Genomic DNA, 23,659 nt, shown 5'->3' with positions numbered 1-23,659 from the left:
TACCACAGGCCGAGAGTCATTTCTGCTCTGAATTCTGACCCTCGGATCAAGTTCGCGTCATTACTACGCAGGGCAAACCCGATCCAGAGATTGCCGTAGAACTCTGTGAAAAACTTGCAATATCTGGACAGTCAATAAATTATCCTTAGAAAACCAAGAACACATAGACCGCCCAGACCGGAGTATCGCACTTGTCCCTATTCCTCATCGCGGCCCTTCCCTTTCTCGGAGCTGTTTTCCCAGCCCTCCTGATCCGGGCGGGACGAAACGCAGCAGCCTCGGCCGCAGGGTTGACCACCTTCTTGGCGCTTATGGGTTTGTTGATCCATAGCCCGGCGGTTTTGCGAGGTGAGGTGATCACCGCTCGGTTCGACTGGATGCCAGGGCTGGGACTGAATGCGAACTTCATGCTGGACGGACTTGGGTTCCTGTTCGCCTTGCTGATCCTTGGCATCGGATTGCTGATCATTCTCTATGCCCGATTCTATTTGTCGCGCGAAGATCCGATGGGTCAGTTCTACACCTATCTGCTGCTGTTTCAGGGTGCGATGGTTGGGATCGTTCTGTCCGACAACATATTGCTTTTGCTTATCTTCTGGGAACTCACGTCGCTGAGTTCCTTTCTGTTGATTGGCTATTGGAAACACCTGCCCGAAGGGCGGCAAGGTGCACGGATGGCGCTTGCTGTGACGGGCGGTGGCGGCTTGGCGATGATCGCCGGGATGCTGATCCTGGGTAACATTGTTGGGTCCTACGACCTTAGTATCATTTTGCAGAACAAAGAGCTGATCCAGTCATCGCCCCACTACATGCCTGCATTGATCCTGATCCTGCTGGGCTGTTTCACCAAATCCGCGCAGTTCCCCTTTCATTTCTGGCTGCCGCACGCGATGGCAGCTCCAACCCCGGTTTCGGCCTATCTGCACTCGGCAACGATGGTGAAGGCAGGACTGTTCCTGATGGCGCGCATGTGGCCGGTCCTGGCCGGAACGGATGCGTGGTTTTACATCGTTGCAACAACGGGGCTGGTGACGATGTTGCTTGGTGCGGTGATTGCACTGTTCAAAGATGACCTAAAAGCGCTTCTGGCCTTCTCGACGGTGTCGCACCTTGGGTTGGTGACCATGCTTTTGGGCTTTGGCACCAAGTTTGCGGCCGTTGCCGCTATGTTCCACATCATCAACCACGCGACCTTCAAAGCTGCGCTGTTCATGACAGCGGGGATCGTGGACCACGAAACGGGCACGCGAGACGTAAAGCGGTTGGGTGGGTTGCGTCACCTGATGCCGATCACCTTTACCATTGGCACAATTGCAGCATTGTCGATGGCGGGTCTGCCACCTCTAAACGGTTTCCTGTCAAAGGAAATGATGCTGGAGGAAACCGTTCATACCACTTGGTTGAATTCACATTATCTGGTGCCAGGTTTAGCAGTTCTGGCTGCGGTGTTTTCAGCCGCGTATTCCTTCCGCTTTGTAAGCCACGTGTTCCTTGGGCCTCAGCGTGATGACTATCCGGCAAAGCCGCATGACCCGCCCGTTGGCTTGTGGCTGGCACCGGCCTTTCTTGTCATATTGGTCGTGCTTATTGGTCTCTACTCAGCCGCAATCGTCGGCCCATTGGTTGCCGTTGTCTCAAGCGCGGTCATTGGCGGTGAAAAGCTGCCGTATTACTCGCTGAAACTGTGGCATGGCTTCACCCCAGCCCTGTACATGTCGGTCGTTGCTACGCTGGGTGGTTTGTTCCTGCTTGCCCTGCATCGACGCGGTGAGCAGATCTGGAACGCCCTGCCGCGCCCTGAAGCAAAAGTTATCTTTGAGGCGATTATCGACGCATTCACCAGACTCAGCCGTCTGATAACCGACGAGTTGCACAACGGTGTTCTCAGCCGATATGCGGTCATCTTTGTCACCTTCACTGTCGGGTTGGGCTACTACGCGTATTCGACTGGAACAATTGGGATCGAAACACGCGTCCCGCTACCAGCCCAAATTATCCCGATCATCGGATGGATCTGTCTGGTCGGCGCGACGCTTGGGATCATGTGGTTCCACCGCAACCGATTGTTATCCCTGGTTCTTATCGGTGTTGTCGGCCTGATCGTATCCATTGCCTTCAACTACCTTTCCGCGCCGGATTTGGCACTAACACAGATTTCGGTCGAAGTGGTTACCATGATCCTTCTCTTGTTGTCGCTGAACTTTTTGCCAACCGAAACTCCATGGGACAGCGCCCCTGCAAGACGCTGGCGTGATGCCGCAATTTCAGTTGTTGCCGGGATCGGGTCAGGCGCATTGATCTATGCGATCATGATGCGCGACTTCGCATTTCCAACGATCTCGGATTTCCACCTGGCAAACTCGTACAAAGGCGGCGGCGGCACCAATGTGGTTAACGTGATCCTGGTGGACTTCCGGGGGTTTGATACCTTTGGCGAAATCATCGTTCTGGGTATCGCAGCGCTGATCATCTACGCCCTGACGGAATCTGTGCTGAGCACCAATGTGCGTGGCTATCTGCTGAACCGCAAACCTCATTGGCCACAATCGGGCGACGCGCATCCGCTGATGATGGTTGTGGTAACGCGCGTGATGATGCCGATCGCGCTGATGGTTGGGGCCTACATCTTCTTCCGTGGACACAACCAACCCGGTGGCGGCTTTATTGCCGGGCTGATCGTCGCCATAGCCTATCTGATGCAATACATGGCCAGCGGCTATACCTGGGCCATCGAACGCCAAAGGTTCTATTACCATGGGACAATCGGCTGGGGTGTTCTGATCGCGGCTGCGACAGGTTTGGGCGCGTGGTTCAACGAACGCCCCTTCCTGACCAGCGATTTCGGCTACATCAACTGGCCTCCACTGGAAGAATTCGAGTGGGCCACCGCGATGTTGTTCGACACCGGCGTGTTTCTGGCCGTTCTGGGTGCCGTCATGCTGGCGCTGGACAGCTTGTCCAGGTTTGCATGGCAACCCGGTATGGCACAGGAATTCCCAATGGACATTAATCCGTTGCGGGATGATCCGCCGGAAGAAGAAGAGAAGGAGCAGGTCTGATGGAAGCGCTCGTAGCCTCTGCCGTAGGCGTTCTGACCGCTGCCGGGATTTTCCTGATCCTGCGCCGCCGAACATTTCCAGTCATTTTGGGCCTGTCGTTGATCACCTATGCGGTGAACGTCTTTCTATTCGCGACCGGACGGCTGGCACTGAATGCGCCCGCAGTTCTGAACAAATATGAAGAGGTTCCTTACACCGATCCGCTGCCTCAGGCGCTTGTGCTGACGGCCATTGTGATCTCATTCGGGATGACGGCGGTGATCGTGATGATCGCGCTCAGCGCCTATCTGTCTTCGAAGGATGACCATATCGACATGACCGCGCAGGACTGCGTTGACGCGCCGGGAGAAGACGCATGAACCACTGGATCGTTGCGCCGATCGTCCTGCCCGCGATCCTTGCGCCGTTTATCATCATGGTCTTGCGATATCATCTGGACCTGCAACGCATCTTCTCGGTCGCCGGTGTGGTCGCATTGCTGGGTATTGCGCTGACGATCACGGCGCAAGCTTCTGGCGGGGACATCCAGGTCTATGAATTGGGCGACTGGCCCGCCCCGTTTGGCATTGTCATGGTACTGGACAGGATGTCGGCCATGATGGTGTTGCTAACGGCACTCCTGGCCTTGCCAATAGTACTGTATGCGATTGGGTCCGGCTGGGATCAGCGCGGCAACCATTTCCACGCGCTGTTTCATTTCCAGTTAATGGGCGTCTGCGGAGCGTTTCTGACCGGGGACGCGTTCAACCTGTTTGTGTTCTTCGAAGTTCTGCTGATCGCATCTTATGGACTTATGACCCACGGCGGCGGGTCGGTGCGTTTGAAGGCGGGCGTTCAATATGTCGCTTACAACCTGTTGGGTTCAACCTTGTTTCTGTTCGCCTTGGGAACGCTCTATGGTGTGACGGGCACCTTGAATATGGCCGACATCGCCGTGCGTGTGGCAGAGTTACCACCCGAAGATACCGCCCTTCTGCGGGTTGGTGCCGTGCTGTTGTTGCTGGTTTTCTGTATCAAGGCCGCTGTTCTGCCACTGCATTTCTGGTTGCCTGCAAGCTATGCCAACGCGCCGTTACCTGTGGCGGCGCTGTTTGCGATTATGACCAAGGTCGGGGCCTATTCGATCTTGCGTATGTACACGCTGGCTTTCGGGCCCGAGGTCGAAGCGACGCAAGGTCTGGTCGGCGATTGGCTGCAACCGGCTGCCATTTTGACGCTTGCGGTTGGGGCTATTGGTATCCTTGGTGCGCAGCATATTGCCCGCATGGTGGCATTCTGTGCCATCGCCTCAATGGGCACGCTACTGATCGCAATATCGTTGTTCACGCCCGAAGCAGCTGCGGCCGCACTGTACTACATCTTCCACTCGACGTTGGCGACAGCGTTGCTGTTCCTGGTTGCTGATCTGGTGATGGAACGCCGCGGCGGTACAATTACACCCAAGCCACCGATGCCGCAAAGCGGACTGGTCGCGGCCCTGTTCTTTGTTGGCGCAATCGCGATGGCAGGGATGCCGCCGTTGTCGGGCTTTGTTGGTAAACTGCTTGTTTTGGACGCCGCACGCGATGCATCAAACGCCAACGCCGTTTGGTTTGTGATCCTGGTCGGATCCTTCGTGACCATCGTTGGATTGGCACGTGCCGGTTCGCTGATCTTTTGGAAGAGCCACGATGTCGAATATGCGGGGGAAGACGCACCAGAGGAGGAGAAAACGGATGAGCGATCTGCCCCCGAACCGCAACCCGGCCTGGCCTTTACGGCGGTCTTCGGTGCGGTTGCGGGTCTGATCCTGCTAACCCTGTTTGCCGGGCCCGCTTTGGAGTACACAAGCAAGACAGCAGAGCAATTGTTCACGCCCGAGCGTTACATCTCGGCCGTACTGGGAGGTGAAGAGTGATGAGACTACTGCGCCGTATTTTCCCGCACCCCCAACTGACGATTCTACTGACGCTTGTCTGGTTGTTTCTGGCAAACGCGCCGTCGCTGAACTCGCTGGTCTTTGGCTTGATTTTGGGAATTATTATCCCCTTCGTCACCCAGCCCTACTGGCCAGACCGTCCCAAACTACGCAACTGGCCGATGGTGATCGAATACATGCTGGTCGTGCTTTGGGATATCGTTGTTGCCAATGTCACGGTCGCAAAGATCATCCTGTTCAAGCGTGACGCCGACCGGCAGCCGAACTGGGTATGTATCCCCCTGGAATTGCGCACGCCCGAAGCGATCACCGTTCTGGCTGGCACTATCACGATGACACCTGGCACGGTCAGTTGTGATCTGTCGGCGCAAGGACATAACCTGCTTGTCCACTGTCTTGACACCTCAGACCCGGACGCCGTGCGGGATCAGATCAAGCAGCGCTATGAACGTCGTCTGAAGGAGATTTTCGAATGATGGGTTTTGCCATACACTTTGCGTTTGCCTGTTTTGGGGCAGCGATCATCATGTGTCTCTGGCGGATCATCACGGCCGAAGGGGTTGGTACCCGAGTTCTGGCGCTGGACACGATGGTGATCAACACCATTGCCCTTATGATCCTGTACGGCCTGTTCAAAGGCACCGAAATATTTTTTGAGGCTGCCATGATCATTGCCATGCTGGGTTTTGTCTCAACCGTCGCCTATGCCCGCTTTATGCTGCGCGGCAACATTATCGAGTGAGGGTTTGATGGAATTTATCTTCGAACTTCTGATCGCATTCTTCCTTATCGTTTCGGGCATATTCGGTTTTGTCGGCTCGTTTGGCATGATCAAGCTGAAGGATCCGATGTCTCGCCTGCATGCTCCGACCAAGGCGACAACCCTCGGTGTGGGCGGCGTTCTTTTGGCCTCGATCTGCCATTCCGTCCTGATCGAAGGGCATCTGTCGCTGCACGAGCTGCTGATCACCTTGTTTTTGTTCCTCACTGCCCCGATCACGGCCCTGTTCATTGCCAAATGGCACATTCACCGTCATGAAAAGCCCGAGGACCTGCCGGATGCGGGCGAGGATGAGCTTTGGGCCACCCACGCGGTCGAGCAGGTCGAAGACGTCCCCGACCACAGCACGAACTGAGACAAATGCACACTCCCCCGCTGCCCCTGACCCGCGATCTGGTTCTGATTGGCGGAGGACACACGCACGCGCTGGTGTTGCGAAAGTGGGGCATGAAGCCCCTGCCAGGTGCCCGCTTAACCTTGATCAATCCCGGACCCACCGCGCCGTATTCGGGCATGTTGCCAGGGTTTGTCGCCGGTCACTATGAGCGTTCGGAACTGGATATCGATCTGGTCAGACTGGCGCGGTTTGCCGGGGCCAGGGTGGTCTTAGGGGCTGTGAACGGGATCGACACCCAAAAGCGAGAAATTCACGTGCCCGGGCGTCCCCCGGTGGCGTTCGATGTCGCATCCGTCAATGTTGGCATTACATCAAAAATGCCTTCGTTGACAGGCTTTGCCGACCATGCTGTGCCCGCCAAGCCTTTGGGGCGGTTGGCTGCGTGTTGGGCCGCGTATCTGGAAGGTAGCGGATCGGCCGCGATTGTGGTTATCGGCGGCGGCGTTGCGGGCGTTGAACTGGCCATGGCAATGGCACATGCACTAAAGGCCAAAGGACGAGCGTCGCAAGTGACGCTGATCGACAATGCATCGGTCCTCACCGCGACAAATCAGAAAGCGGCGGCAACAATCCGGAACGCAATGACCGATCTTGGTGTTGATGTGATAGAGCACACCTCGATCGCGCGCATAGCCAAAGATCATGTGGAGCTGGAAGACGGTCGCCAAATCCCTGCAACATTTGTCACCGGCGCAGCCGGGGCCCGCCCCTATGACTGGATCGCAAACACCGGCCTGGACTTGCAGAACGGGTACTTTCAAGTGAACGGGCATTTGCAATCCAGTGATCCGGCGGTTTTTGCCGCTGGCGATTGCGTGCATCTCACGGAAAACCCACGTCCCAAAGCTGGCGTATACGCGGTGCGCGAGGCGCCGATCCTTTTCAACAATCTGCGGGCCGCTCTGGGCGCTGGTAGAATGAAACGGTATGCCCCTCAGAAAGATTACCTTAAACTGATCTCACTGGGTCGAAAATCCGCGCTGGCCGAACGTCTTGGAACATCTTTCAGCGGCCCATTAATGTGGACATGGAAGAACCACATCGATCAGAGCTTCATGAACAAGTTTCGCGATTTGCCGCAAATGCGACCGTCGCTCCTGCCCCGCGATCATGCGTCCGGCCTGCGCGAGACCTTGGGTGACAAACCCATGTGCGGAGGGTGCGGCGCTAAAGTCGGGCGCGGTGCTCTGCGGTCTGCTCTGCAAGCATTATCCCCACCTGAGCGATCCGATGTCATCTCGCTGCCCGGCGATGACGCCGCAGTGCTGCTAACCGGCGGCACGCGGCAGGTTATGACCTCGGACCACCTGCGCGCCTTCACACTGGATCCGGCCCTGATGACTCGCATCGCAGCCGTGCACGCCTTGGGGGATATCTGGGCCATGGGGGCCGCGCCACAAGCAGCTACCGCGACAGTCATTCTGCCTCGGATGTCAGCCGAGTTGCAGCATCGCACCATGTCCGAGATCATGACAATTGCCAATGATGTGATGCGGGCAGCCGGTGCCGAAATCGTGGGTGGCCACAGCTCGATGGGTGATGAAATGACCATCGGGTTTACCTTAACCGGCCTGTGCGAAAACGATCCGATCACGTTGGCGGGCGGTCGTCCGGGTGATGCCCTGATCCTGACCAAACCCTTAGGCAGCGGTGTGTTAATGGCGGCAGAGATGGCCGGCAAAGCAGACGGAGCCTCGGTCACGGCCGCATTCCAGCATATGACACAGCCGCAGAGCGCGGCAGCCAGCATCCTGTCGGACGCACACGCCATGACGGATGTGACCGGGTTTGGTCTGGCCGGTCACCTGCAAGGCATTTGCGAGGCCTCTGATTGTGGCGCAACGCTCGATCTGTTCAGCGTCCCGGTGATGCAAGGCGCGCAAGATCTGAGCGATCAGGGCATTCGGTCGACGATCTTTGCCGACAACAGGTCCATCGCAATGGAATTGCCGTCCGATGGCAAGGCTGCGCTTTTGTTTGATCCGCAAACTGCTGGAGGTCTGCTAGCGGCTGTTGCGGCAGATGGTGCTGAAACCGTTCTGCGGGATCTGCGCGACGCGGGCTACCCGGCCTCGATCATTGGGCAGTTGACAAAAACACCGGGGCTGCGTTTTCAGAGCTGAGTCAGCAGCGTTTCAATCCGTGCTGCAGCGTCTGCCAGCCCCGGGTCATCCAAAGTTGTAAGATGGACCTGAGCAAGCACGTTTGCGTCGCGGGCCCGCCGAGACTTCAAATAAGACGGGTCGTAGTGGCTCTCCATCAATGCTCGGGTGAGCTCCCGTTTTTCGCCTTCCTCGATCAATTGCAGCCAACCGTTCACAACCTCATTCCCGCGATGAAAGCGCAGTGGCAACAGCCGATCTCGCAGGCCCTTGGCGTCAGAAAGGATGTCATCATAGGCGCGAACCAAATAGGCCGTGCGCGCCGCGATCGGGGCCGTGATCTGAACCCGAGGGGCCGCGCACAGTGCAGTCCACAGGCTGGGCGGCAGGATCAGGTTGCCGATTTTGGATGATTCCGCTTCGACCACGACCGGGCGGGATACATCCAAAGCGCAAAACGCAGCGGACAACGCAGACTCAAAAGCCTTCTGTCCCGGTTGACCGCCGGGCATATCCCCGAGCAACGACCCCCGATGGTTGGCCAACCCCTCAAGATCCAAAACCTGCACGCCGCGCCTTTGCAGTTGCCCCAGTATTTCGGTTTTGGCGGTTCCGGTGTATCCGTCCAAAGCCACCAGCTGGTGCGGCAACGGATCGTGATAAAGATAAGCGTTTACCAGCCGTCGGTAGCTGCGATAACCGCCCTCAATCACTTCGGCCCGCCAACCGATCTGCTGCAGCATCCACGTAAAGGAGCCCGACCGCTGGCCTCCGCGCCAGCAATACACCAATGGTCTCCAACCGCCTTCGTGATGGCTGAGGTTGTTTTCGATGTGATTGGCCGCATTGCGAAACACCAGTGCCGCGCCCAGCTTACGGGCCAGAAACGGGCTTTCCTGCACATAGATCGTGCCAACCCGGGCGCGTTCTTCATTGTCCAGAACCGGCAGGTTGATCGCACCGGGCAAATGATCCTCGGCAAATTCAGCCGGACTGCGCACGTCGATCACAGTGTCGAAACTATGCGAATAGAGATGCGTCAGGTTGTTAAGCTTCACGGCCATGCGAGCGGTCTAGCCCGCTGGATCAACGAAGGAAAGGCCGTTCGGATTCAATCTTCCAGGGCCTCAACCGGCTCTCATACTTCGGCACGGATGGAGTTTGCGCTCGGGACAACTCGATTGTAGACCAGCGCGCAGCGGCATGAGGCGTCCGGCCTCTTTTCCCGCCTCGTCCAGAAACAATGGCCAATTACCCAGCTCAAACACCAAAGGCGCCCGAAGGAAAAAAGCCGCATCAGCATGACACGGCTTTCTCAATCCAGATTCAGTCTACTTCTGCTTGATGCGCCCATCCAGATACGGTTGGTATGGTGCGTTTTCCGCCAAATATTCTGCTGTCACATCTGCCAGATCAGGGCCGAAATCATACGCGTTCTTGTCGTCACCTTCGAACACGCTGTATCCGTCGCCGCCATTTCGCACATAGTTGTTGGTCACAACCAGGTAGGTGGCGGCGGGATCAATCGGAACAAATCCGTCGCCTTCGGCCACCATCACATCACTGACGCGGCCCTCATTGGGTGCAACCGAGGCATCCCATGCAAAGGTCAACCCTGCCACCTGTGGGAAGCGGCCCTTGACCTCTTCCACCTGGCTCACGCCGTTCTCCAGCGCATCAATGACGCCCTGACCACTGATCTCAAAGGTCGAGAGCGTGTTCTGGAACGGCAGGACGGTTAGCACTTCGCCCATCGTGACTTCGCCCGGGTCAATCGATGCCCGCAAACCGCCCGAATTCGCAATTGCGATCTGAACACCCTGGTCGGCGACACGTGCAAGCATGGCATCCGCGACAAGGTTGCCCATTTGACATTCCTGCACACGACAAATGGCGCGGTCGCCTTCGATCGCATCGGCGGAACTGGCGACGACCTTGTTGCGGATTTCGTCGAGCGGAACGGCCAGTTCGGCGATCCGATCCAGTGCGGCCTGATCTTCGGTCACCGTGTTGTCCATGATCAGCGGCTCACCCGCTGCTTCGACGACATTACCGTCATCATCAAAGGTCACATTCAACTCACCCAGGAACTTGCCATAGGCATAGGCCTGAACGATCTGAACACCGTTGACGACGGTCGGATACGGCCCAGCTGCTTTGTCGGACACGTTGGACAAATAGGTGTTCGAATGGCCACCTACGATGACGTCAACGCCGGTGGTTTCCTGTGCAACGCGTTGGTCTACGCCATAGCCCGAATGGCTGAGTACAACGATTTTGTTGACACCTTCCGCGGACAGCCTGTCCACTTCGCCCTGAACTGCCGGTACCGGATCGGAAAACGTGACGTTCGGACCAGGCGATGCCAGTTCGTCCGTATCTACGGGTGTCAGGCCAATCAGACCGATCTTCTCGCCACCAATCTCAATGACCGTCGACTTCTTTATCTTATCGGTCAGCAGCTCTTCGTCGGCCACATTGGCGTTCGACATCAGGACGGGGAAATCGACCGAATCAATGAAGCCGCGCAGAACTTCGGGTCCATCGTCGAATTCGTGGTTACCCACGGTCATCGCGTCATAGCCCAACTTGTTCATGAACTCGGCAGCCACTTTGCCCTTGTAATAGGTATAGAACAGCGACCCCTGGAACTGGTCGCCGCCGTCCACTAGGATCGAGTTTTCTGCCCGTCCGCGCGCCTCTTCCACTGCTGTCACCAGACGCGCCGATCCACCGAAGCAGTTTCCTTCGGCATTGTCCTCGGCACCGCAGCCGCTGTCGTACTTATTGATCGGCTCAAAGCGAGAGTGGAAATCGTTGGTGTGTAAAATGGTCAACTTGTAATCGGCAGCCGCGATACCTGCGGTCAGGCCCAATATGGCGGCCGAAGCCAGAAATCGGGTCAACATACTAAAACTCCCTATTGTTGTTTTCCCAGATCGTGCGCTGAGGAAAGGAAAGAGTCAAAGGGGGAAATCCGGCTTGATTCCCCTCGCTTTGCGAGGCATCACCACGTCATGCTGATATACAAGATTTTTAGGGCCGACGAATGGGCCCACCTGCAGGCCAACGGTGCCTCGGACGGTGCGCCGATTGATGTAACCGACGGGTTTGTGCATTTCTCGTCCGCAGAACAGGCTGCTGAAACGGCCGCCAAGCACTTTGCCGGTGTCGAAGATCTGGTTCTTCTGGCCTGCGATGCAGCGGCAATGGGGCACGATCTGAAATGGGAGGTTTCGCGCGGTGGAGCAGAGTTCCCACATCTTTACCGGCAGATTCAGATGACGGATGTAGTCTGGTCTCGGCCCTTACCTTTTGACGGGCAGTACCATAGCTTCCCTGAGGAGATGGTATGACGGCCTATATCGATCCCGAACGCGCGCAATTCGAAGCCTTCAAGGCGCTGGATCGGGATCAGCCTATCGAGATGCTGAATATGGTCAAGTTTCGGACCACGGCGAACTACCCGGCGGATCACAATCTGGCCAAAGCGGGCCTGACGGGCGCGCAAGCCTATCGCAACTATGGCACCGCGACCGCGCCGGTCATTGCCCGGCTGGGCGCGTCGATCATGTGGCGCGGCCAGTTCCAAACCACCCTGATCGGTTCATCAGATGAGATTTGGGACGAGGTCTTCATTGCCCACTATCCGACGGCGCATGCGTTTCTTGAGATGGTAACCGACCCAGTCTATCAGGCTGCGGTGATCCATCGTCAGGCCGCAGTGGAAACGTCGCGCCTTATCCGCTGCGGTTCGGCCGATGGTGGGGATGCATTCGGATGAAACTGACCGAGAAGCTGGTGCTTGCCGCCTTACATCGCTTGGATCCGGAAACCGCACATGCCATATCGATCAAGGCTTTGAAGGCCGGTTTGGCTCCTGCCCCGGGCCCGGTCACCTCGCCACGCCTGCGGACCCAAGTTGCGGGACTGAACTTGCCAAACCCGGTTGGACTGGCCGCTGGATTTGACAAGAATGGTGAGGTTCTTGGCCCGCTGTCTCAGGCAGGTTTCGGCTTCATCGAAGTTGGCGCTGTCACACCACGACCGCAGCCCGGAAACCCAAAGCCGCGCCTTTTTCGGTTGACCGAGCACAAGGCTGCCATCAACCGCTTTGGCTTCAACAATGACGGCATGAAGATCATGGCCCAGCGACTGGCCAACCGTCCGAAAAATGCGGTGATTGGCCTGAATCTGGGCGCCAACAAGGAAAGCGACGACCGGCCCGGCGACTTCGCCAAGGTGCTGGCACACTGCGCCGCACATCTGGATTTCGCGACGGTCAATGTCTCGTCGCCCAATACCGAGAAACTACGAGATTTGCAGGGCAAAGCCGCGTTGAGCGCGCTGCTGAGCGGTGTGATCGAAACCCGTGACACCCTTCCCCAAACAATCCCTGTGTTCCTGAAAGTCGCACCAGACTTAACTCCGGCGGAACTGCAAGACATCGCCGAGGTCGCCCGAGAAACCGGCGTTGACGGGGTGATCGCTACCAACACAACACTGTCGCGCGACGGTTTGCGCAGCGTGCACAAGGGCGAAGCGGGCGGTTTGTCCGGTGCGCCGTTATTTGAAAAATCGACCCGCGTTGTGGCCCAGCTTAGCGAATTGACGAACGGATCAATTCCATTGATCGGTGTTGGTGGCATCGGCACTGCGGAACAGGCTTATGCCAAGATCTGCGCGGGCGCGTCGGCGGTGCAGTTTTACACCGCAATGGTCTATGGCGGCTTATCCTTGGCCTCGGACATTGCACAGGGGCTGGATCAGTTGCTTGCCCGCGATGGATTTGACACTGTGGCGCAAGCCGTTGGCAGCAAAAGAGAGGGCTGGTTGTGATCGAATACTGGCATAACCCGCGTTGTTCGAAGTCCCGCGAAGGCCTCGCCTTGCTTGAAGATCAAGGCGCGGAGATCAAGCTGCGGAAGTATCTTGAGGATGCGCCTTCGGAGGATGAGCTTCGAACTGCGCAAACCCTGCTGGGCGTGGCGGCGATTGGAATGATGCGAACGGGTGAAAAGCTGTTCAAAGAGCTCGGTCTGACGAAATCCTCACCAGAACAGGACCTGATACGTGCAATGGCTGAGAACCCGATTCTGATCGAACGCCCCCTGGCAATTGCAGGCGAAAAAGCCACGCTTGGGCGTCCTCCGGAAAACCTGCTGGGCTTGCTTTAGGCAACCTGTGCTTCGAGCTTGGGATAGCGCCAGCCCAGTGTTACGCCCCGTGCAATGTTCAGAACCATAAGCGCAGCCCATAAACCATGGTTACCAAATGCGGGCACCAGAACAAACAAAGCCACCACATAGATCGCCACGGATTGCAGCATCGCGTTCCGCATTGCCCGCGTCCAGGTCGCCCCAATATAGATCCCATCGAACATCCAACTCGCCACCCCTATCACCGGGGCAAGCGCGGCCCAGATCAGGTATTCTCGCCCGGCTTCGCGCACCTCGGGTGAGGTGGACATAAGATCAATCAATGCAGGCCCTGCTATAAAGAAGACAGCGCCCAACAGCACGGCGCCACCGACGCCCCATTGCGAAGCCATCACAGAGGCGCGCCGTACCTGATACCGATCGCGGGCCCCAACGGCACCACCAACCAGCGCCTCGGCAGAGAAGGCAAAGCCATCCAGCGCAAAGGCCGTGATTTCCAGAAACTGAAGCAGTACCTGATTGGCCGCCAAATTGATGTCACCCAGATCAGAACCGACGAACAGGAAGGTTGTGAACGAACCCGTCAACAGAACCGAACGGATCATGATGTCGCCATTGACCTGCAGCATCCGACGCAGACGCTCGGCGTCGAAAATACGCGCTGTGTCGCGCCACAGCTTGCCCTCAAAGGCATCACGGCAAAGCCACAACCCCAAGGCCAGCCCGGTCCATTCCGCAATCAATGTCGCCACGGCGACACCTTCGACACCCCAGCCCAAACTCAATACGAACCACAGGTCCAGCAGGATGTTCAGGCCATTCATCCAGAGCTGTAGCACAAACACACCACGCGTTCGTTCAACCGCGATCAACCACCCTGTGACTGCATAAAGGGCGATGGTGGCAGGCGCGCCCCATATCCGGATCTCAAGGTAGTCACGGGTCAGCCCCTCGACCTCGGGGCTGGCCGGGGAAAGCGCAAAAGCGCCAGCAAAAACGGCAACCTGCGCGACGATGAAAAACAACCCTGCTGCGACCCCCAGCAAGAGACCGCGTATCAACAAGGCGCGTGTCTCAGCAACGTCCCCAGCCCCGCGCGCCTGGGCCGCCATGCCAGTTGTACCCATGCGCAGAAAGCCGAAGATCCAGTAGATCGTCGACAAGATCACTGCGCCGATTCCGACTGCTCCGATTGGTGCCGCAAGGCCCATCTGGCCGACAACGCCTGTATCCACAGCCCCCAGGATCGGAACCGTGGCGTTCGACAGAACAATCGGCAATGCAACTTTAAGCACCCGCCGGTGGGTTATCGGTGCCGACGCGTCCTGCATGTGTCAGCTTTTGTCGGTGCGGTTTTGCGGCATTAGGAAGTGACCCGTTCCCTGTGCAAACAGCTTGCTGTGGTGATCCTGCCAGGCTTCAACGCGTACTGAAGCATAGCGCCGACCTGCGCGGTTGATGAACGCCCGCGCGTACGCGTCTCGGGGCAGGCCCGAGCGTAGGTAGTCAACGGTAAAGTCGATTGTTTTGGGAAATCGAATGCTCTTGTCAGTCATGATGGCATCCGCATCAATCTCACCGCTTTCGATGCGGGGGAACATATGCTCCCAACTCAGGGTGATCACGGCCGTGACCTCCAGGAAAGCAGCGGTAACACCCCCATGAATGGCGGGCAGCAAAGGGTTTCCAATCAGTTTGTCGTCAAAATTCAGGACACCTGTCAGTTCATCTCCTCGCCGATCGAAACTGATATTGAGGAAACGGATGTACGGCACGCCATCCACCAGCGCGCGCAATGCTGCATCGCGCCGGTGTTTGACAACTTGAATCGGTTCGGGGCGGGGTCTGGCCATTTTATTTCCCCTCAACCGTGAAAGATCCCGAGGCGGTGGCCACCGGGTCGTCATGATCTTCGTCCATGGCGGTCGCCCGTACAAAGGCGACGTTACGGGTTATGTGATAGCAACTGGCCCGGGCAGTGATCGTCTGCCCCGGCGTCGCGGCGCGCATATAGTCGATGCGCAGGTCGATGGTCGCAGTGCCGCCAGGTGCAGCCGGATGGCTCATCACAGCAGCGCCGCAGCAGGTATCCAGAATGGTCGACACCGCGCCGCCATGAATGACGCCAGTACGCGGATCTCCGATCAGATCCTCGTTGTACGGCATCGAGATTTCGGCCTCACCTTCACCGATCTGCATCAGCTTAAGGCCCAGCGCCCTTGCGTGCGGGATCGCCTCGATGAACTGCCGGGCGAGTACTGTCTTGTCGACCATTGGGTTTTGTCCTGTTGTCTTGCCCCCCTTTATGAGCCGCAGCCCAATCGAAGGGCAAGCCCACCTGTTGCGCTTGCCGCCACGACGCCCTAGGTTGCTGGCGAGGAGACCAGGAATGTCCGACAAACGTTTGTCATTCAAAGAGATGTGCGCCGAGTTCGACGTGACGCCGCGCACCCTGCGATACTACGAGTATATCGAGTTGCTGCAGCCCGATCGGGAAGGCCGATCCAGATTCTATGGCCCGCGCGAATGCGCCCGCATGAAGCTTATCATGCGTGGGCGCAAATTCGGCTTTCCACTGGAAGAAATTCGGCAGTGGCTGCTGATCTATGAAGATCAGGGGAACAAGGCGCAGATGGCAACTTTTGTTGAAATGGCCGATCGTCAAATGGATGAACTTCGTCAGCAGCGCCAGCAGCTGGACGAAGCCATGGATGAACTCAAGCGCCTTCGGGATCAAACGTTTAAGTCAATAGGCTGAGACAGCGCCCTGTCGGGATAGAGAATCGCCCCGCTCGAAACCGACACGCCCGTAAGAATGCGCATCCATTTATTCGACGCGCTGCTCAAAAACGCCATCAATTCGGTTGACGCAACGGAAAGAAAACTGCGTCAAAAGCTCCTTACGCGTTCAGATGTTACGTCAACTTAGAAGTGACGCAGCGTCTGGATTACGTCAACGTCACTCACATGTTGTAAAGCGCGTATCAACTACGCAACTCATAGCTCATGATGCCAGTGACGAGAGTATGACGAATGACTGAAGATCTGATGACCATCCGCGAGATGTGCGAGACTTATGACGTCACGCCCCGTACTTTGCGGTTCTATGAGGCCAAAGAGCTTTTGTTTCCGCACCGCGAGGGGCAGAAACGGCTATTCACCAAACGCGACCGCGCCCGGCTCAAGCTGATCCTGCGCGGCAAACGGTTCGGATTTAGCCTGGAAGAGATCCGCCAGCTTCTGGATTTGTACCATGTAGGTGACCAACAGGTGACCCAGATGTCCCGCACATTCGAGATCGCGTGCGAGCGCCTGGCGGACATGGAATCGCGCCGTGAAGAACTGACACAAGCGATCGACGATCTGAAAGAGCAGTTGCGTTGGGGCGAAAAAGTCATTGCCTCGATGAAACAGGAAAAGAAGGCCGCCGAGTAAACCTCTCGACTGCCTGTCACCCGGACATATGAATTAAGGGAGCTTCACATGCCCGTCTATAACGCGCCAACAAAAGACACGCAGTTCATACTGCATAACGTTCTGAAAATCTCGGAATCAAATATTCCGGGATACAACGAACTTGAAGCCGAGTTTACCGGCGCTGTTCTGGAAGAAGCAGGCAAAGTCGCCACCAACGTTCTGCATCCGCTGAACGTGGTCGGCGATACCGAAGGCTGCCGCCTGGAAAACGGCGTTGTTTATACGCCCACAGGGTTCAAAGAAGCCTTCGAGCAGATGAAGGAAGGTGGCTGGCCTGGCCTCGACATGCCGGAAGAGTATGGAGGCCAGAACATGCCCTATGTGCTGGGTACAGCCGTGGGTGAGATGTTCTCGGGCGCCAATCAGGCGTTTGTGATGTATCAGGGCCTGACCCATGGTGCGGCCTCGGCCATTCTGGCGCACGGAACCGACGAGCAGAAAGACAAATACCTGCCAAACATGGTCAGCTGTGAATGGACCGGCACGATGAACCTGACGGAACCGCATTGCGGAACCGACCTGGGTATGATGCGGACCAAGGCAGAACCGCAAGGCGATGGCAGCTACAAGATTTCCGGACAGAAGATTTTCATCTCGGCCGGTGATCACGACATGGCCAACAACGTTATCCATCTGGTGCTGGCGAAGATCCCCGGCGGGCCCGACGGTATCAAGGGTGTCTCCCTGTTCATCGTGCCCAAGTTTCTTGTCAAAGAAGACGGTTCAGTCGGTGAGCGTAACGGTGTCTCGGTCGGTAAGATCGAAGAGAAGATGGGCATCCACGGCAACTCAACCTGCGTCATGAACTATGACGAAGCCACCGGTTGGCTGTTGGGCGACGAGCACAAAGGCATGCGCGCGATGTTCACCATGATGAACGAAGCGCGTCTGGGTGTCGGCATGCAGGGCCTGTCCCAAGCCGAAGCTGCTTATCAAAACGCTTTGGAGTACGCCAAGGATCGCCTGCAAGGTCGTGATGTGACCGGTGCAAAGAATCCGGACGGTCCTGCCGACCCCCTGATCGTGCACCCCGACATTCGTCGCAATCTGATGGACCAGAAAAGCTTCACCGAAGGCGCTCGTGCATTCATCCTGTGGGGCGCGTCGATGATCGACAAGGCGCATCGGTCCAACGACAAGGATGCGGACGGCCTGATTTCGTTGCTGACGCCCGTTATCAAGGGTTTCCTGACCGATGAAGGCTACGACATGACCGTTCAGGCCCAGCAGGTCTACGGTGGACATGGCTACATTGAAGAATGGGGCATGTCGCAATACACCCGCGACGCTCGCATCGCGATGATCTACGAAGGAGCCAACGGCGTCCAGGCGCTGGATCTCGTCGGTCGCAAGCTGGCGCAGGATGGCGGCAAGCACGTCATGGCCTTCTTCGACATGGTCAAAACCTTCTGCAAGGAAAACGCCGGCAAAGACGAAGCCTATGACAAGGCCTTCATCGAACCGTTGAAAGCCGCGTCGAAGGATCTGCAGGCCGCTGGCATGTATTTCATGCAGGAAGGTATGAAAAACCCGAACAACGCCCTGTCTGGCTCGTACGACTTCATGCACATGTTCGGTCATGTTTGCCTGGGTTTGATGTGGGCACATATGGCCAAAGCCGCTCAGGAAGCCTTGGACAGTGGCGCATCGGACAAAGACTTCTACGAAACCAAGATCAACACCGGTCGTTTCTACATGGCGCGTCGCCTGCCTGCTACGGGCATGCACCTGGCGCGTATTCAGACCGGCGCGGACACGGTTATGGCTCTGGACGCAGCAGACTTCTGATCTCAAACTGGGTTCGGGTGAAATCACCCGGACCCAGGATACATGTGGACATGAATGGCAATGTGCTTTGGTCTGACCGCGCGCCTGAACGCCTTCAATTCCTGACTAAGAGTACGAAAGGATAAAAGCAGTTCGAACCACTCATCGACCAGCGGCAATCTGAAGGCCGGATGCCTCCGGCGGGAGTATTTGTGAAAAGATGAAGATCAGACGCGCCCCTGCCACCGGGCGCACTCGCCATCAGGACAGGGACGACTTCACCTTTTGCGGCCATCGGCTCTCCAGCCTGTACCGCACAACCATTGAACTGGAAGAAGGTTGATCAAAGGTTACTGTTAAACCTTCATCTTTTCAAAAATACTCAATTCCGGCTGAGCCAAAAGCGCCTTGGGAGGGGCGATCGCATGACCATCAAACTTCATTGTTTTGGAGAAAGTGGAAACTCCTACAAGGCCGCGTTGGCGCTCGAGATGTCCGGCCTGGAGTGGGAGCCAGTCTTCGTCGATTTCTTCAAAGGCGTCACGCGCACACCCGAATACCGTTCTGAGGTCAATGAGTTGGGCGAGGCTCCGGTTCTTATCGACGGTGAATTCCGCACCAGTCAATCGGGCGCTGTTCAGGCCTATGTAACCGAGAAATCCGGCAAGTTCGGCGGCAAGACAAGGGAAGAGAACTACGACATTCTGCGCTGGGTGCTGTGGGACAACCACAAGCTTAGTTCGATGGCAGGCTTGACCCGATTTCTGATCAACTTTCTGCCCGAAGAACACCGCAACCCGGATGTCATCACCTTCAATCAAGGGCGTTTGAAAGCGGCCTACGACGTTCTGAACAATCATCTGAACGGCCGCGACTGGATCGTTGGCGACCGAGTGACCAACGCCGATCTTAGTTGCTGCGGCTATCTGTATTACCCCGAACCTTTCGGCTTTGACCGCGCCGACTGGCCTCATATCGACGCCTGGCTGACTCGTCTATCCGAGCAGCCTGGTTGGAAACACCCCTATGACCTGATGCCCGGCAACCCGTCGGATCGCGCTTAAGGAGAGACCCCATGACTGAAGCATATATCTATGACGCCCTGCGCACTCCACGCGGCAAGGGCCGTAAGGATGGCAGCCTGCACGAGGTGACCTCGGTGCGCCTGTCCGCCGTGACCCTAAACGCCATGAAAGAGCGCAACAACCTGGAAGGCCACGCCGTTGAGGATGTGATCTGGGGTAACGTCACGCAGGTGATGGAACAAGGCGGCTGTCTGGCGCGCTCGGCAGTTCTGGCCTCGGATCTGGACCAATCGATCCCCGGTCTGGCGATCAACCGCTTCTGCGCATCTGGCATGGAGGCCGTGAACCTGGCCGCAAACCAGGTCAAAGGCGGCGCAGGCCAAGCTTACATCGCTGGTGGTGTTGAGATGATGGGCCGTGTGGCAATGGGCAGCGACGGCGCGGCGATTGCCGTTGATCCTTCACTGGCGATGGGCACTTATTTTGTGCCACAGGGTATCTCGGCCGATATCATCGCCACTGAGTACGGTTTCACCCGTGATGACGCAGACGCGCTGGCGGTTGAATCGCAGAAACGTGCGGCGGCGGCTTGGGAAGACAACCGCTTTGAAAAGTCTGTGATCACCGTCAAGGATCAAAACGGCCTGACCATTCTTGACCGCGACGAATACATGCGCCCCGGCACAGACATGCAAAGCCTTGGCGCGTTGAACCCGTCCTTCCAGATGATGGGCGAGCAGATGCCTGGATTCGACAAGGTGGCAATGCTGAAGTACCCGCATCTTGAGCGCGTGAACCACATCCACCACGCCGGCAACAGCTCGGGTATTGTGGACGGTGCGGCAGCGGTTCTGATCGGCAACAAGGAATTCGGCGAAAAGTACGGATTGAAACCGCGTGCCCGTATCAAGGCGACTGCCAAGATCGGCACCGATCCAACCATCATGCTGACCGGCCCGGTTCCAGTGACCGAGAAAATCTTGGCCGATAACGGCATGAAGATCAGCGATCTGGACCTGTTCGAAGTGAACGAAGCCTTCGCCTCGGTCGTGTTGCGGTTCCAGCAGGCGTTTGATGTTGACCCCGGCGTAGTGAACGTCAACGGCGGCTCGATTGCAATGGGCCACCCGTTGGGTGCCACCGGCGCAATGATCATCGGTGCCCTGCTGGATGAGCTTGAGCGTCAGGACAAAGAAGCTGGCCTCGCAACGCTGTGCATCGCCTCTGGAATGGGTGCGGCGACTATCATTGAGCGCGTCTGATGCCCAAGCTGGACCTCTCTCAGATCCCGTTTCAAGGTGGCTCGTCCTATCCCGGCAAGCTGGCCGAAGCAACCGCAGGTCGTTTCGCCCAGCGCGTCGGCGATGCAGGTGGCCTGTCTCAATACGGGGTCAATATCGTGCGGTTGGAACCGCAGGGCCTGTCTTCGCTGCGCCATTACCACATGGAGCAGGACGAGTTTGCCATCATCCTCAGCGGCTCTTGCACGCTGATCGACAATGATGGCGAACACGATATGCAGCCCGGTGATTGCGCCGCCTGGCCCGCAGGTGAAGCTAACGGCCATCACCTTGTGAACAAGACCGATGCGCCCATGACCTTTCTGGTGGTGGGCACACGGACCCCGACCGAGACCGGCTATTACAGCGATTTAGACATGATGGTGAAGGATGATGAGAACGGATTCTCTTTCACCCGCAAAGATGGCAGCCCGCTGACGGCTGACCAAATTGGAGATGGCAATGACTGATTTCACTCTGAGCAAAGACGCGGACGGCGTCGCCACTATCACTTGGGACGTCCCCGGCAAAACCATGAATGTGATGTCCTTTGACGGTCTTGCACAGCTGAGCGATTGCATCGATCATGCTCTGGCCGATGAGGATGTCAAAGGCATCGTCGTAACGTCCGGCAAAGAAGGCTCTTTCGCAGGCGGAATGGACCTGAACCTGCTGGCCGTGATGAAGGAAGAAGCGGGCGACAATCCCGCCAAGGGCCTATTTGATGGCACGATGCGGATGCACGCCCTGCTGCGCAAGATCGAAATGGCCGGTATGGACGCCAAGACCAAGAAGGGCGGCAAGCCGATTGCCACCGCCCTGCCGGGCACCGCCGCAGGTATTGGCATGGAACTTCCCCTGTCCACACATCGCATCTTTGCGGCCGAAAACCCCAAGGCGAAATATGGCCTGCCCGAAATCATGGTCGGCATCTTCCCCGGCGCAGGCGGCACCACCCGTATGGTGCGCAAGGTCGGCGCCATCGCGGCTGCACCGCTCCTACTGGAAGGCAAGATGCTGGACGTAAAAAAGGCCAAAGGCGCAGGGTACATTGACGAGATCGCCGCCGATCCGCTTGCAGCCGCCAAGGAATGGGTACTGAACGCCAAAGATGCGGATATCGTCAAGCCTTGGGATGCCAAAGGTTACAAAATGCCCGGAGGCGCGCCCTACCATCCAGCTGGTTTCATGAACTTCGTCGGCGCCTCGGCGATGGTGCATGGCAAGACCCAGGGCGCCTTCCCAGCTGCCAAGGCTCTGCTGAGCGCAGTTTACGAAGGGGCGCTGGTTGATTTCGACACAGCCCTGAAAATCGAGGCGCGCTGGTTCACTTCCGTGCTGATGAATCCGTCGTCGGGCGCGATGATCCGGTCGCTGTTCCTGAACAAGGAAGCACTGGAAAAGGGCGCTGTGCGTCCCGCTGGTGTACCGGATCAGTCGGTCAAGAAGATCGGCGTTCTGGGTGCGGGCATGATGGGTGCGGGTATCGCGCTGGTATCCGCTCAGGCCGGAATGGAAGTGGTTCTGGTCGACCGCGATCAGGAAGCCGCGGACAAGGGTAAAGCCTATACCGAGACCTATCTGGATAAGGGTATGAAGCGCGGCAAGGTCACAGCTGAAAAGAAAGAAGCCATGCTGGGTCGCATCACCGCGACGCCGGATCTGGACAATCTCAAAGGCTGCGATCTGATCATCGAGGCCGTGTTCGAAGATATGGGTGTGAAGGCCGAGATGACCAAAAAGGTCGAGGCAATCATCCCCGAGGATTGCATCTTTGCCTCGAACACTTCGACGCTGCCAATCTCTGATCTGGCGAAAGCCTCGGTGCGTTCGGATCAGTTCATTGGCATCCACTTCTTCTCGCCGGTCGAAAAGATGTTCCTGGTCGAGATCATCAAAGGCAAAGAAACCGGTGATCGCGCGGTCGCCAAGGCGCTGGACTACGTGCGGCAAATCCGCAAGACACCGATCGTGGTCAACGATGCGCGCTTCTTCTACGCGAACCGCTGCATCATCCCTTACATCAACGAAGGCGCGCGCATGATCACCGAGGGGGTTAGCCCGATCCTGATCGACAATGCGGCACGTCAGTTGGGTTTCCCGGTTGGTCCGATCCAGCTGACCGACGAAACCTCGATTGATCTGGGTGCCAAGATCGCTCGTGCGACCAAAGCGGCGATGGGCAACGCCTATCCAGAAAGCCCGTCTGACGATCTGATCTTCTGGATGGAAGAACAGGGCCGCCTTGGCCGCAAGGCAAGTGCTGGCTTCTTCGATTATGACGAAAAGGGTAAGCGCACCGAATACTGGAAAGGTCTGCAGGACAAGTATCCGCTGGCAGAGGATCAGCCTGAACTGATCGAAGTGCAGCAACGCTTGATGTTTGCGCAGGTTCTGGAAGCCGTTCGCGCGCTGGAAGAAGGCGTTCTGGAAGACATCCGCGAAGGCGATGTTGGCGCCATCCTGGGTTGGGGCTTTGCGCCATGGTCCGGTGGTCCGCTGAGCTGGCTGGACATCATCGGCACACCTTACGCGGCCGAGCGCTGTGACCAGTTGACAGAAGCGTATGGAGACCGGTTTGCATGCCCACCGCTGCTGCGCGAGATGGCAGAGAAAGGCCAAAGCTTCTATGGCCGCTTTGACCCTGAAGCCAAAGCCGCTTGAAACGGTGATGCAGGCGCGTGAAATCACGCG

At 57.3% G+C, this 23,659-nt stretch carries 23 protein-coding genes; 18 read left to right on the top strand and 5 right to left on the bottom strand.

Annotation, left to right across the window (positions count from 1 at the left end; genetic code table 11):
• Window positions 1–191: 191 nt before the first annotated feature.
• The 7 genes from ACR0BU_RS07850 to selD are packed head-to-tail and all read left to right on the top strand — an operon-like array spanning window position 192 to window position 8,278.
• A complete protein-coding gene (locus ACR0BU_RS07850) occupies window positions 192–3,059 on the top strand; it encodes a monovalent cation/H+ antiporter subunit A (protein WP_480736720.1) in 2,868 nt (955 codons plus the stop codon).
• Window positions 3,059–3,418, top strand: a complete 360-nt coding sequence (locus ACR0BU_RS07845; RefSeq protein ID WP_120636239.1) for a Na+/H+ antiporter subunit C — start codon at window positions 3,059–3,061, stop codon at window positions 3,416–3,418. Before ACR0BU_RS07850 ends, ACR0BU_RS07845 begins: the two co-directional genes overlap by 1 nt.
• Window positions 3,415–4,956: a monovalent cation/H+ antiporter subunit D gene (locus tag ACR0BU_RS07840; RefSeq protein ID WP_480736719.1), complete on the top strand. Its 1,542-nt coding sequence runs from the start codon at window positions 3,415–3,417 to the stop codon at window positions 4,954–4,956. Before ACR0BU_RS07845 ends, ACR0BU_RS07840 begins: the two co-directional genes overlap by 4 nt.
• Window positions 4,956–5,453: a Na+/H+ antiporter subunit E gene (locus ACR0BU_RS07835; protein WP_299076530.1), complete on the top strand. Its 498-nt coding sequence runs from the start codon at window positions 4,956–4,958 to the stop codon at window positions 5,451–5,453. The genes ACR0BU_RS07840 and ACR0BU_RS07835 overlap by 1 nt, the downstream gene beginning before the upstream one ends.
• Entirely contained in the window at window positions 5,450–5,719 is a 270-nt protein-coding gene (locus ACR0BU_RS07830; protein ID WP_298936761.1) for a K+/H+ antiporter subunit F, read from the top strand. The genes ACR0BU_RS07835 and ACR0BU_RS07830 overlap by 4 nt, the downstream gene beginning before the upstream one ends.
• 7 nt (window positions 5,720–5,726) lie before the next feature.
• Window positions 5,727–6,113 carry a Na+/H+ antiporter subunit G gene (locus ACR0BU_RS07825; protein ID WP_298936762.1) on the top strand — a complete coding sequence of 129 codons (387 nt, stop codon included), beginning with the start codon at window positions 5,727–5,729 and terminating at the stop codon, window positions 6,111–6,113.
• A gap of 5 nt (window positions 6,114–6,118) precedes the next feature.
• Window positions 6,119–8,278, top strand: coding sequence for a selenide, water dikinase SelD (gene selD, locus ACR0BU_RS07820; protein WP_480736717.1), 2,160 nt, complete (start codon window positions 6,119–6,121; stop codon window positions 8,276–8,278).
• Here the strand turns inward: selD and mnmH are convergent.
• A complete protein-coding gene (mnmH, locus tag ACR0BU_RS07815; protein ID WP_299076539.1) occupies window positions 8,269–9,321 on the bottom strand; it encodes a tRNA 2-selenouridine(34) synthase MnmH in 1,053 nt (350 codons plus the stop codon). The two genes, selD and mnmH, sit on opposite strands and share 10 nt — an antisense overlap.
• Before the next feature lie 267 nt (window positions 9,322–9,588).
• Window positions 9,589–11,166 carry a bifunctional metallophosphatase/5'-nucleotidase gene (locus ACR0BU_RS07810; RefSeq protein WP_480736715.1) on the bottom strand — a complete coding sequence of 526 codons (1,578 nt, stop codon included), beginning with the start codon at window positions 11,164–11,166 and terminating at the stop codon, window positions 9,589–9,591.
• A 108-nt stretch (window positions 11,167–11,274) separates the two neighbouring features.
• On the opposite strand from ACR0BU_RS07810, the gene ACR0BU_RS07805 reads away from it, so the two are divergent.
• The 4 genes from ACR0BU_RS07805 to arsC are packed head-to-tail and all read left to right on the top strand — an operon-like array spanning window position 11,275 to window position 13,434.
• Window positions 11,275–11,613, top strand: a complete 339-nt coding sequence (locus ACR0BU_RS07805; RefSeq protein ID WP_480736714.1) for a DUF952 domain-containing protein — start codon at window positions 11,275–11,277, stop codon at window positions 11,611–11,613.
• Entirely contained in the window at window positions 11,610–12,041 is a 432-nt protein-coding gene (locus tag ACR0BU_RS07800) for a DUF1330 domain-containing protein (RefSeq protein WP_480736713.1), read from the top strand. Before ACR0BU_RS07805 ends, ACR0BU_RS07800 begins: the two co-directional genes overlap by 4 nt.
• The gene (locus tag ACR0BU_RS07795) at window positions 12,038–13,096 is read left to right on the top strand and encodes a quinone-dependent dihydroorotate dehydrogenase (protein WP_480736711.1); all 1,059 of its coding nucleotides are present in this window, start codon (window positions 12,038–12,040) and stop codon (window positions 13,094–13,096) included. Before ACR0BU_RS07800 ends, ACR0BU_RS07795 begins: the two co-directional genes overlap by 4 nt.
• A complete protein-coding gene (gene arsC, locus ACR0BU_RS07790) occupies window positions 13,093–13,434 on the top strand; it encodes an arsenate reductase (glutaredoxin) (protein WP_480736709.1) in 342 nt (113 codons plus the stop codon). The genes ACR0BU_RS07795 and arsC overlap by 4 nt, the downstream gene beginning before the upstream one ends.
• On the opposite strand, the gene ACR0BU_RS07785 is transcribed toward arsC, so the two are convergent.
• From ACR0BU_RS07785 to ACR0BU_RS07775, 3 genes are read right to left on the bottom strand one after another with little or no spacing between them, the layout of a single operon-like run.
• Window positions 13,431–14,747: an MATE family efflux transporter gene (locus ACR0BU_RS07785; protein ID WP_480736708.1), complete on the bottom strand. Its 1,317-nt coding sequence runs from the start codon at window positions 14,745–14,747 to the stop codon at window positions 13,431–13,433. The genes arsC and ACR0BU_RS07785 overlap by 4 nt on opposite strands.
• Before the next feature lie 3 nt (window positions 14,748–14,750).
• Entirely contained in the window at window positions 14,751–15,269 is a 519-nt protein-coding gene (locus ACR0BU_RS07780; protein ID WP_298936771.1) for a PaaI family thioesterase, read from the bottom strand.
• Window position 15,270: 1 nt separating this feature from the next.
• Window positions 15,271–15,690: a PaaI family thioesterase gene (locus tag ACR0BU_RS07775; RefSeq protein ID WP_299076557.1), complete on the bottom strand. Its 420-nt coding sequence runs from the start codon at window positions 15,688–15,690 to the stop codon at window positions 15,271–15,273.
• Between the two features lie 115 nt (window positions 15,691–15,805).
• Between ACR0BU_RS07775 and ACR0BU_RS07770 the strand changes: the two genes are divergently transcribed.
• From ACR0BU_RS07770 to ACR0BU_RS07740, 7 genes are all read left to right on the top strand, one after another.
• Window positions 15,806–16,174 (top strand): MerR family transcriptional regulator, encoded by a 369-nt coding sequence (locus ACR0BU_RS07770; RefSeq protein WP_298936773.1) that lies wholly within the window; start codon window positions 15,806–15,808, stop codon window positions 16,172–16,174.
• 275 nt (window positions 16,175–16,449) lie between these two features.
• Complete coding sequence (locus tag ACR0BU_RS07765; protein WP_120636255.1) at window positions 16,450–16,851, top strand: MerR family transcriptional regulator; 402 nt, start codon at window positions 16,450–16,452, stop codon at window positions 16,849–16,851.
• A 48-nt stretch (window positions 16,852–16,899) separates the two neighbouring features.
• The gene (locus ACR0BU_RS07760) at window positions 16,900–18,681 is read left to right on the top strand and encodes an acyl-CoA dehydrogenase C-terminal domain-containing protein (protein WP_480736706.1); all 1,782 of its coding nucleotides are present in this window, start codon (window positions 16,900–16,902) and stop codon (window positions 18,679–18,681) included.
• Between the two features lie 404 nt (window positions 18,682–19,085).
• The gene (locus ACR0BU_RS07755) at window positions 19,086–19,724 is read left to right on the top strand and encodes a glutathione S-transferase family protein (protein WP_480736703.1); all 639 of its coding nucleotides are present in this window, start codon (window positions 19,086–19,088) and stop codon (window positions 19,722–19,724) included.
• Between the two features lie 11 nt (window positions 19,725–19,735).
• Window positions 19,736–20,947, top strand: coding sequence for an acetyl-CoA C-acetyltransferase (locus ACR0BU_RS07750; protein WP_299076566.1), 1,212 nt, complete (start codon window positions 19,736–19,738; stop codon window positions 20,945–20,947).
• On the top strand, window positions 20,947–21,435 hold the full coding sequence (locus ACR0BU_RS07745; protein ID WP_480736701.1) for a cupin domain-containing protein: 489 nt from the start codon (window positions 20,947–20,949) through the stop codon (window positions 21,433–21,435). Before ACR0BU_RS07750 ends, ACR0BU_RS07745 begins: the two co-directional genes overlap by 1 nt.
• On the top strand, window positions 21,428–23,629 hold the full coding sequence (locus ACR0BU_RS07740; protein ID WP_480736700.1) for a 3-hydroxyacyl-CoA dehydrogenase NAD-binding domain-containing protein: 2,202 nt from the start codon (window positions 21,428–21,430) through the stop codon (window positions 23,627–23,629). Before ACR0BU_RS07745 ends, ACR0BU_RS07740 begins: the two co-directional genes overlap by 8 nt.
• Window positions 23,630–23,659: the final 30 nt, after the last annotated feature.

The organism is Ruegeria sp. CK2 (genome assembly GCF_056536585.1).
Note: the sequence above shows the minus strand (reverse complement) of the source record. Positions and strands in the feature narration are given on the sequence as shown.

Excerpts from the sequence above, each read along its gene's own strand:
- mnmH (WP_299076539.1), bottom strand. The coding sequence starts at position 9,321 with ATGGCCGTGAAGCTTAACAACCTGACGCATCTCTATTCGCATAGTTTC.
- ACR0BU_RS07810 (WP_480736715.1), bottom strand. The coding sequence starts at position 11,166 with ATGTTGACCCGATTTCTGGCTTCGGCCGCCATATTGGGCCTGACCGCA.
- ACR0BU_RS07830 (WP_298936761.1), top strand. The coding sequence starts at position 5,450 with ATGATGGGTTTTGCCATACACTTTGCGTTTGCCTGTTTTGGGGCAGCG.
- ACR0BU_RS07805 (WP_480736714.1), top strand. The coding sequence starts at position 11,275 with ATGCTGATATACAAGATTTTTAGGGCCGACGAATGGGCCCACCTGCAG.
- ACR0BU_RS07775 (WP_299076557.1), bottom strand. The coding sequence starts at position 15,690 with ATGGTCGACAAGACAGTACTCGCCCGGCAGTTCATCGAGGCGATCCCG.
- ACR0BU_RS07765 (WP_120636255.1), top strand. The coding sequence starts at position 16,450 with ATGACTGAAGATCTGATGACCATCCGCGAGATGTGCGAGACTTATGAC.
- ACR0BU_RS07800 (WP_480736713.1), top strand. The coding sequence starts at position 11,610 with ATGACGGCCTATATCGATCCCGAACGCGCGCAATTCGAAGCCTTCAAG.
- ACR0BU_RS07780 (WP_298936771.1), bottom strand. The coding sequence starts at position 15,269 with ATGGCCAGACCCCGCCCCGAACCGATTCAAGTTGTCAAACACCGGCGC.
- ACR0BU_RS07840 (WP_480736719.1), top strand. The coding sequence starts at position 3,415 with ATGAACCACTGGATCGTTGCGCCGATCGTCCTGCCCGCGATCCTTGCG.
- ACR0BU_RS07845 (WP_120636239.1), top strand. The coding sequence starts at position 3,059 with ATGGAAGCGCTCGTAGCCTCTGCCGTAGGCGTTCTGACCGCTGCCGGG.
- ACR0BU_RS07785 (WP_480736708.1), bottom strand. The coding sequence starts at position 14,747 with ATGCAGGACGCGTCGGCACCGATAACCCACCGGCGGGTGCTTAAAGTT.
- ACR0BU_RS07835 (WP_299076530.1), top strand. The coding sequence starts at position 4,956 with ATGAGACTACTGCGCCGTATTTTCCCGCACCCCCAACTGACGATTCTA.
- selD (WP_480736717.1), top strand. The coding sequence starts at position 6,119 with ATGCACACTCCCCCGCTGCCCCTGACCCGCGATCTGGTTCTGATTGGC.
- ACR0BU_RS07740 (WP_480736700.1), top strand. The coding sequence starts at position 21,428 with ATGACTGATTTCACTCTGAGCAAAGACGCGGACGGCGTCGCCACTATC.
- ACR0BU_RS07795 (WP_480736711.1), top strand. The coding sequence starts at position 12,038 with ATGAAACTGACCGAGAAGCTGGTGCTTGCCGCCTTACATCGCTTGGAT.
- ACR0BU_RS07750 (WP_299076566.1), top strand. The coding sequence starts at position 19,736 with ATGACTGAAGCATATATCTATGACGCCCTGCGCACTCCACGCGGCAAG.
- ACR0BU_RS07755 (WP_480736703.1), top strand. The coding sequence starts at position 19,086 with ATGACCATCAAACTTCATTGTTTTGGAGAAAGTGGAAACTCCTACAAG.
- ACR0BU_RS07770 (WP_298936773.1), top strand. The coding sequence starts at position 15,806 with ATGTCCGACAAACGTTTGTCATTCAAAGAGATGTGCGCCGAGTTCGAC.
- ACR0BU_RS07825 (WP_298936762.1), top strand. The coding sequence starts at position 5,727 with ATGGAATTTATCTTCGAACTTCTGATCGCATTCTTCCTTATCGTTTCG.
- ACR0BU_RS07745 (WP_480736701.1), top strand. The coding sequence starts at position 20,947 with ATGCCCAAGCTGGACCTCTCTCAGATCCCGTTTCAAGGTGGCTCGTCC.
- ACR0BU_RS07760 (WP_480736706.1), top strand. The coding sequence starts at position 16,900 with ATGCCCGTCTATAACGCGCCAACAAAAGACACGCAGTTCATACTGCAT.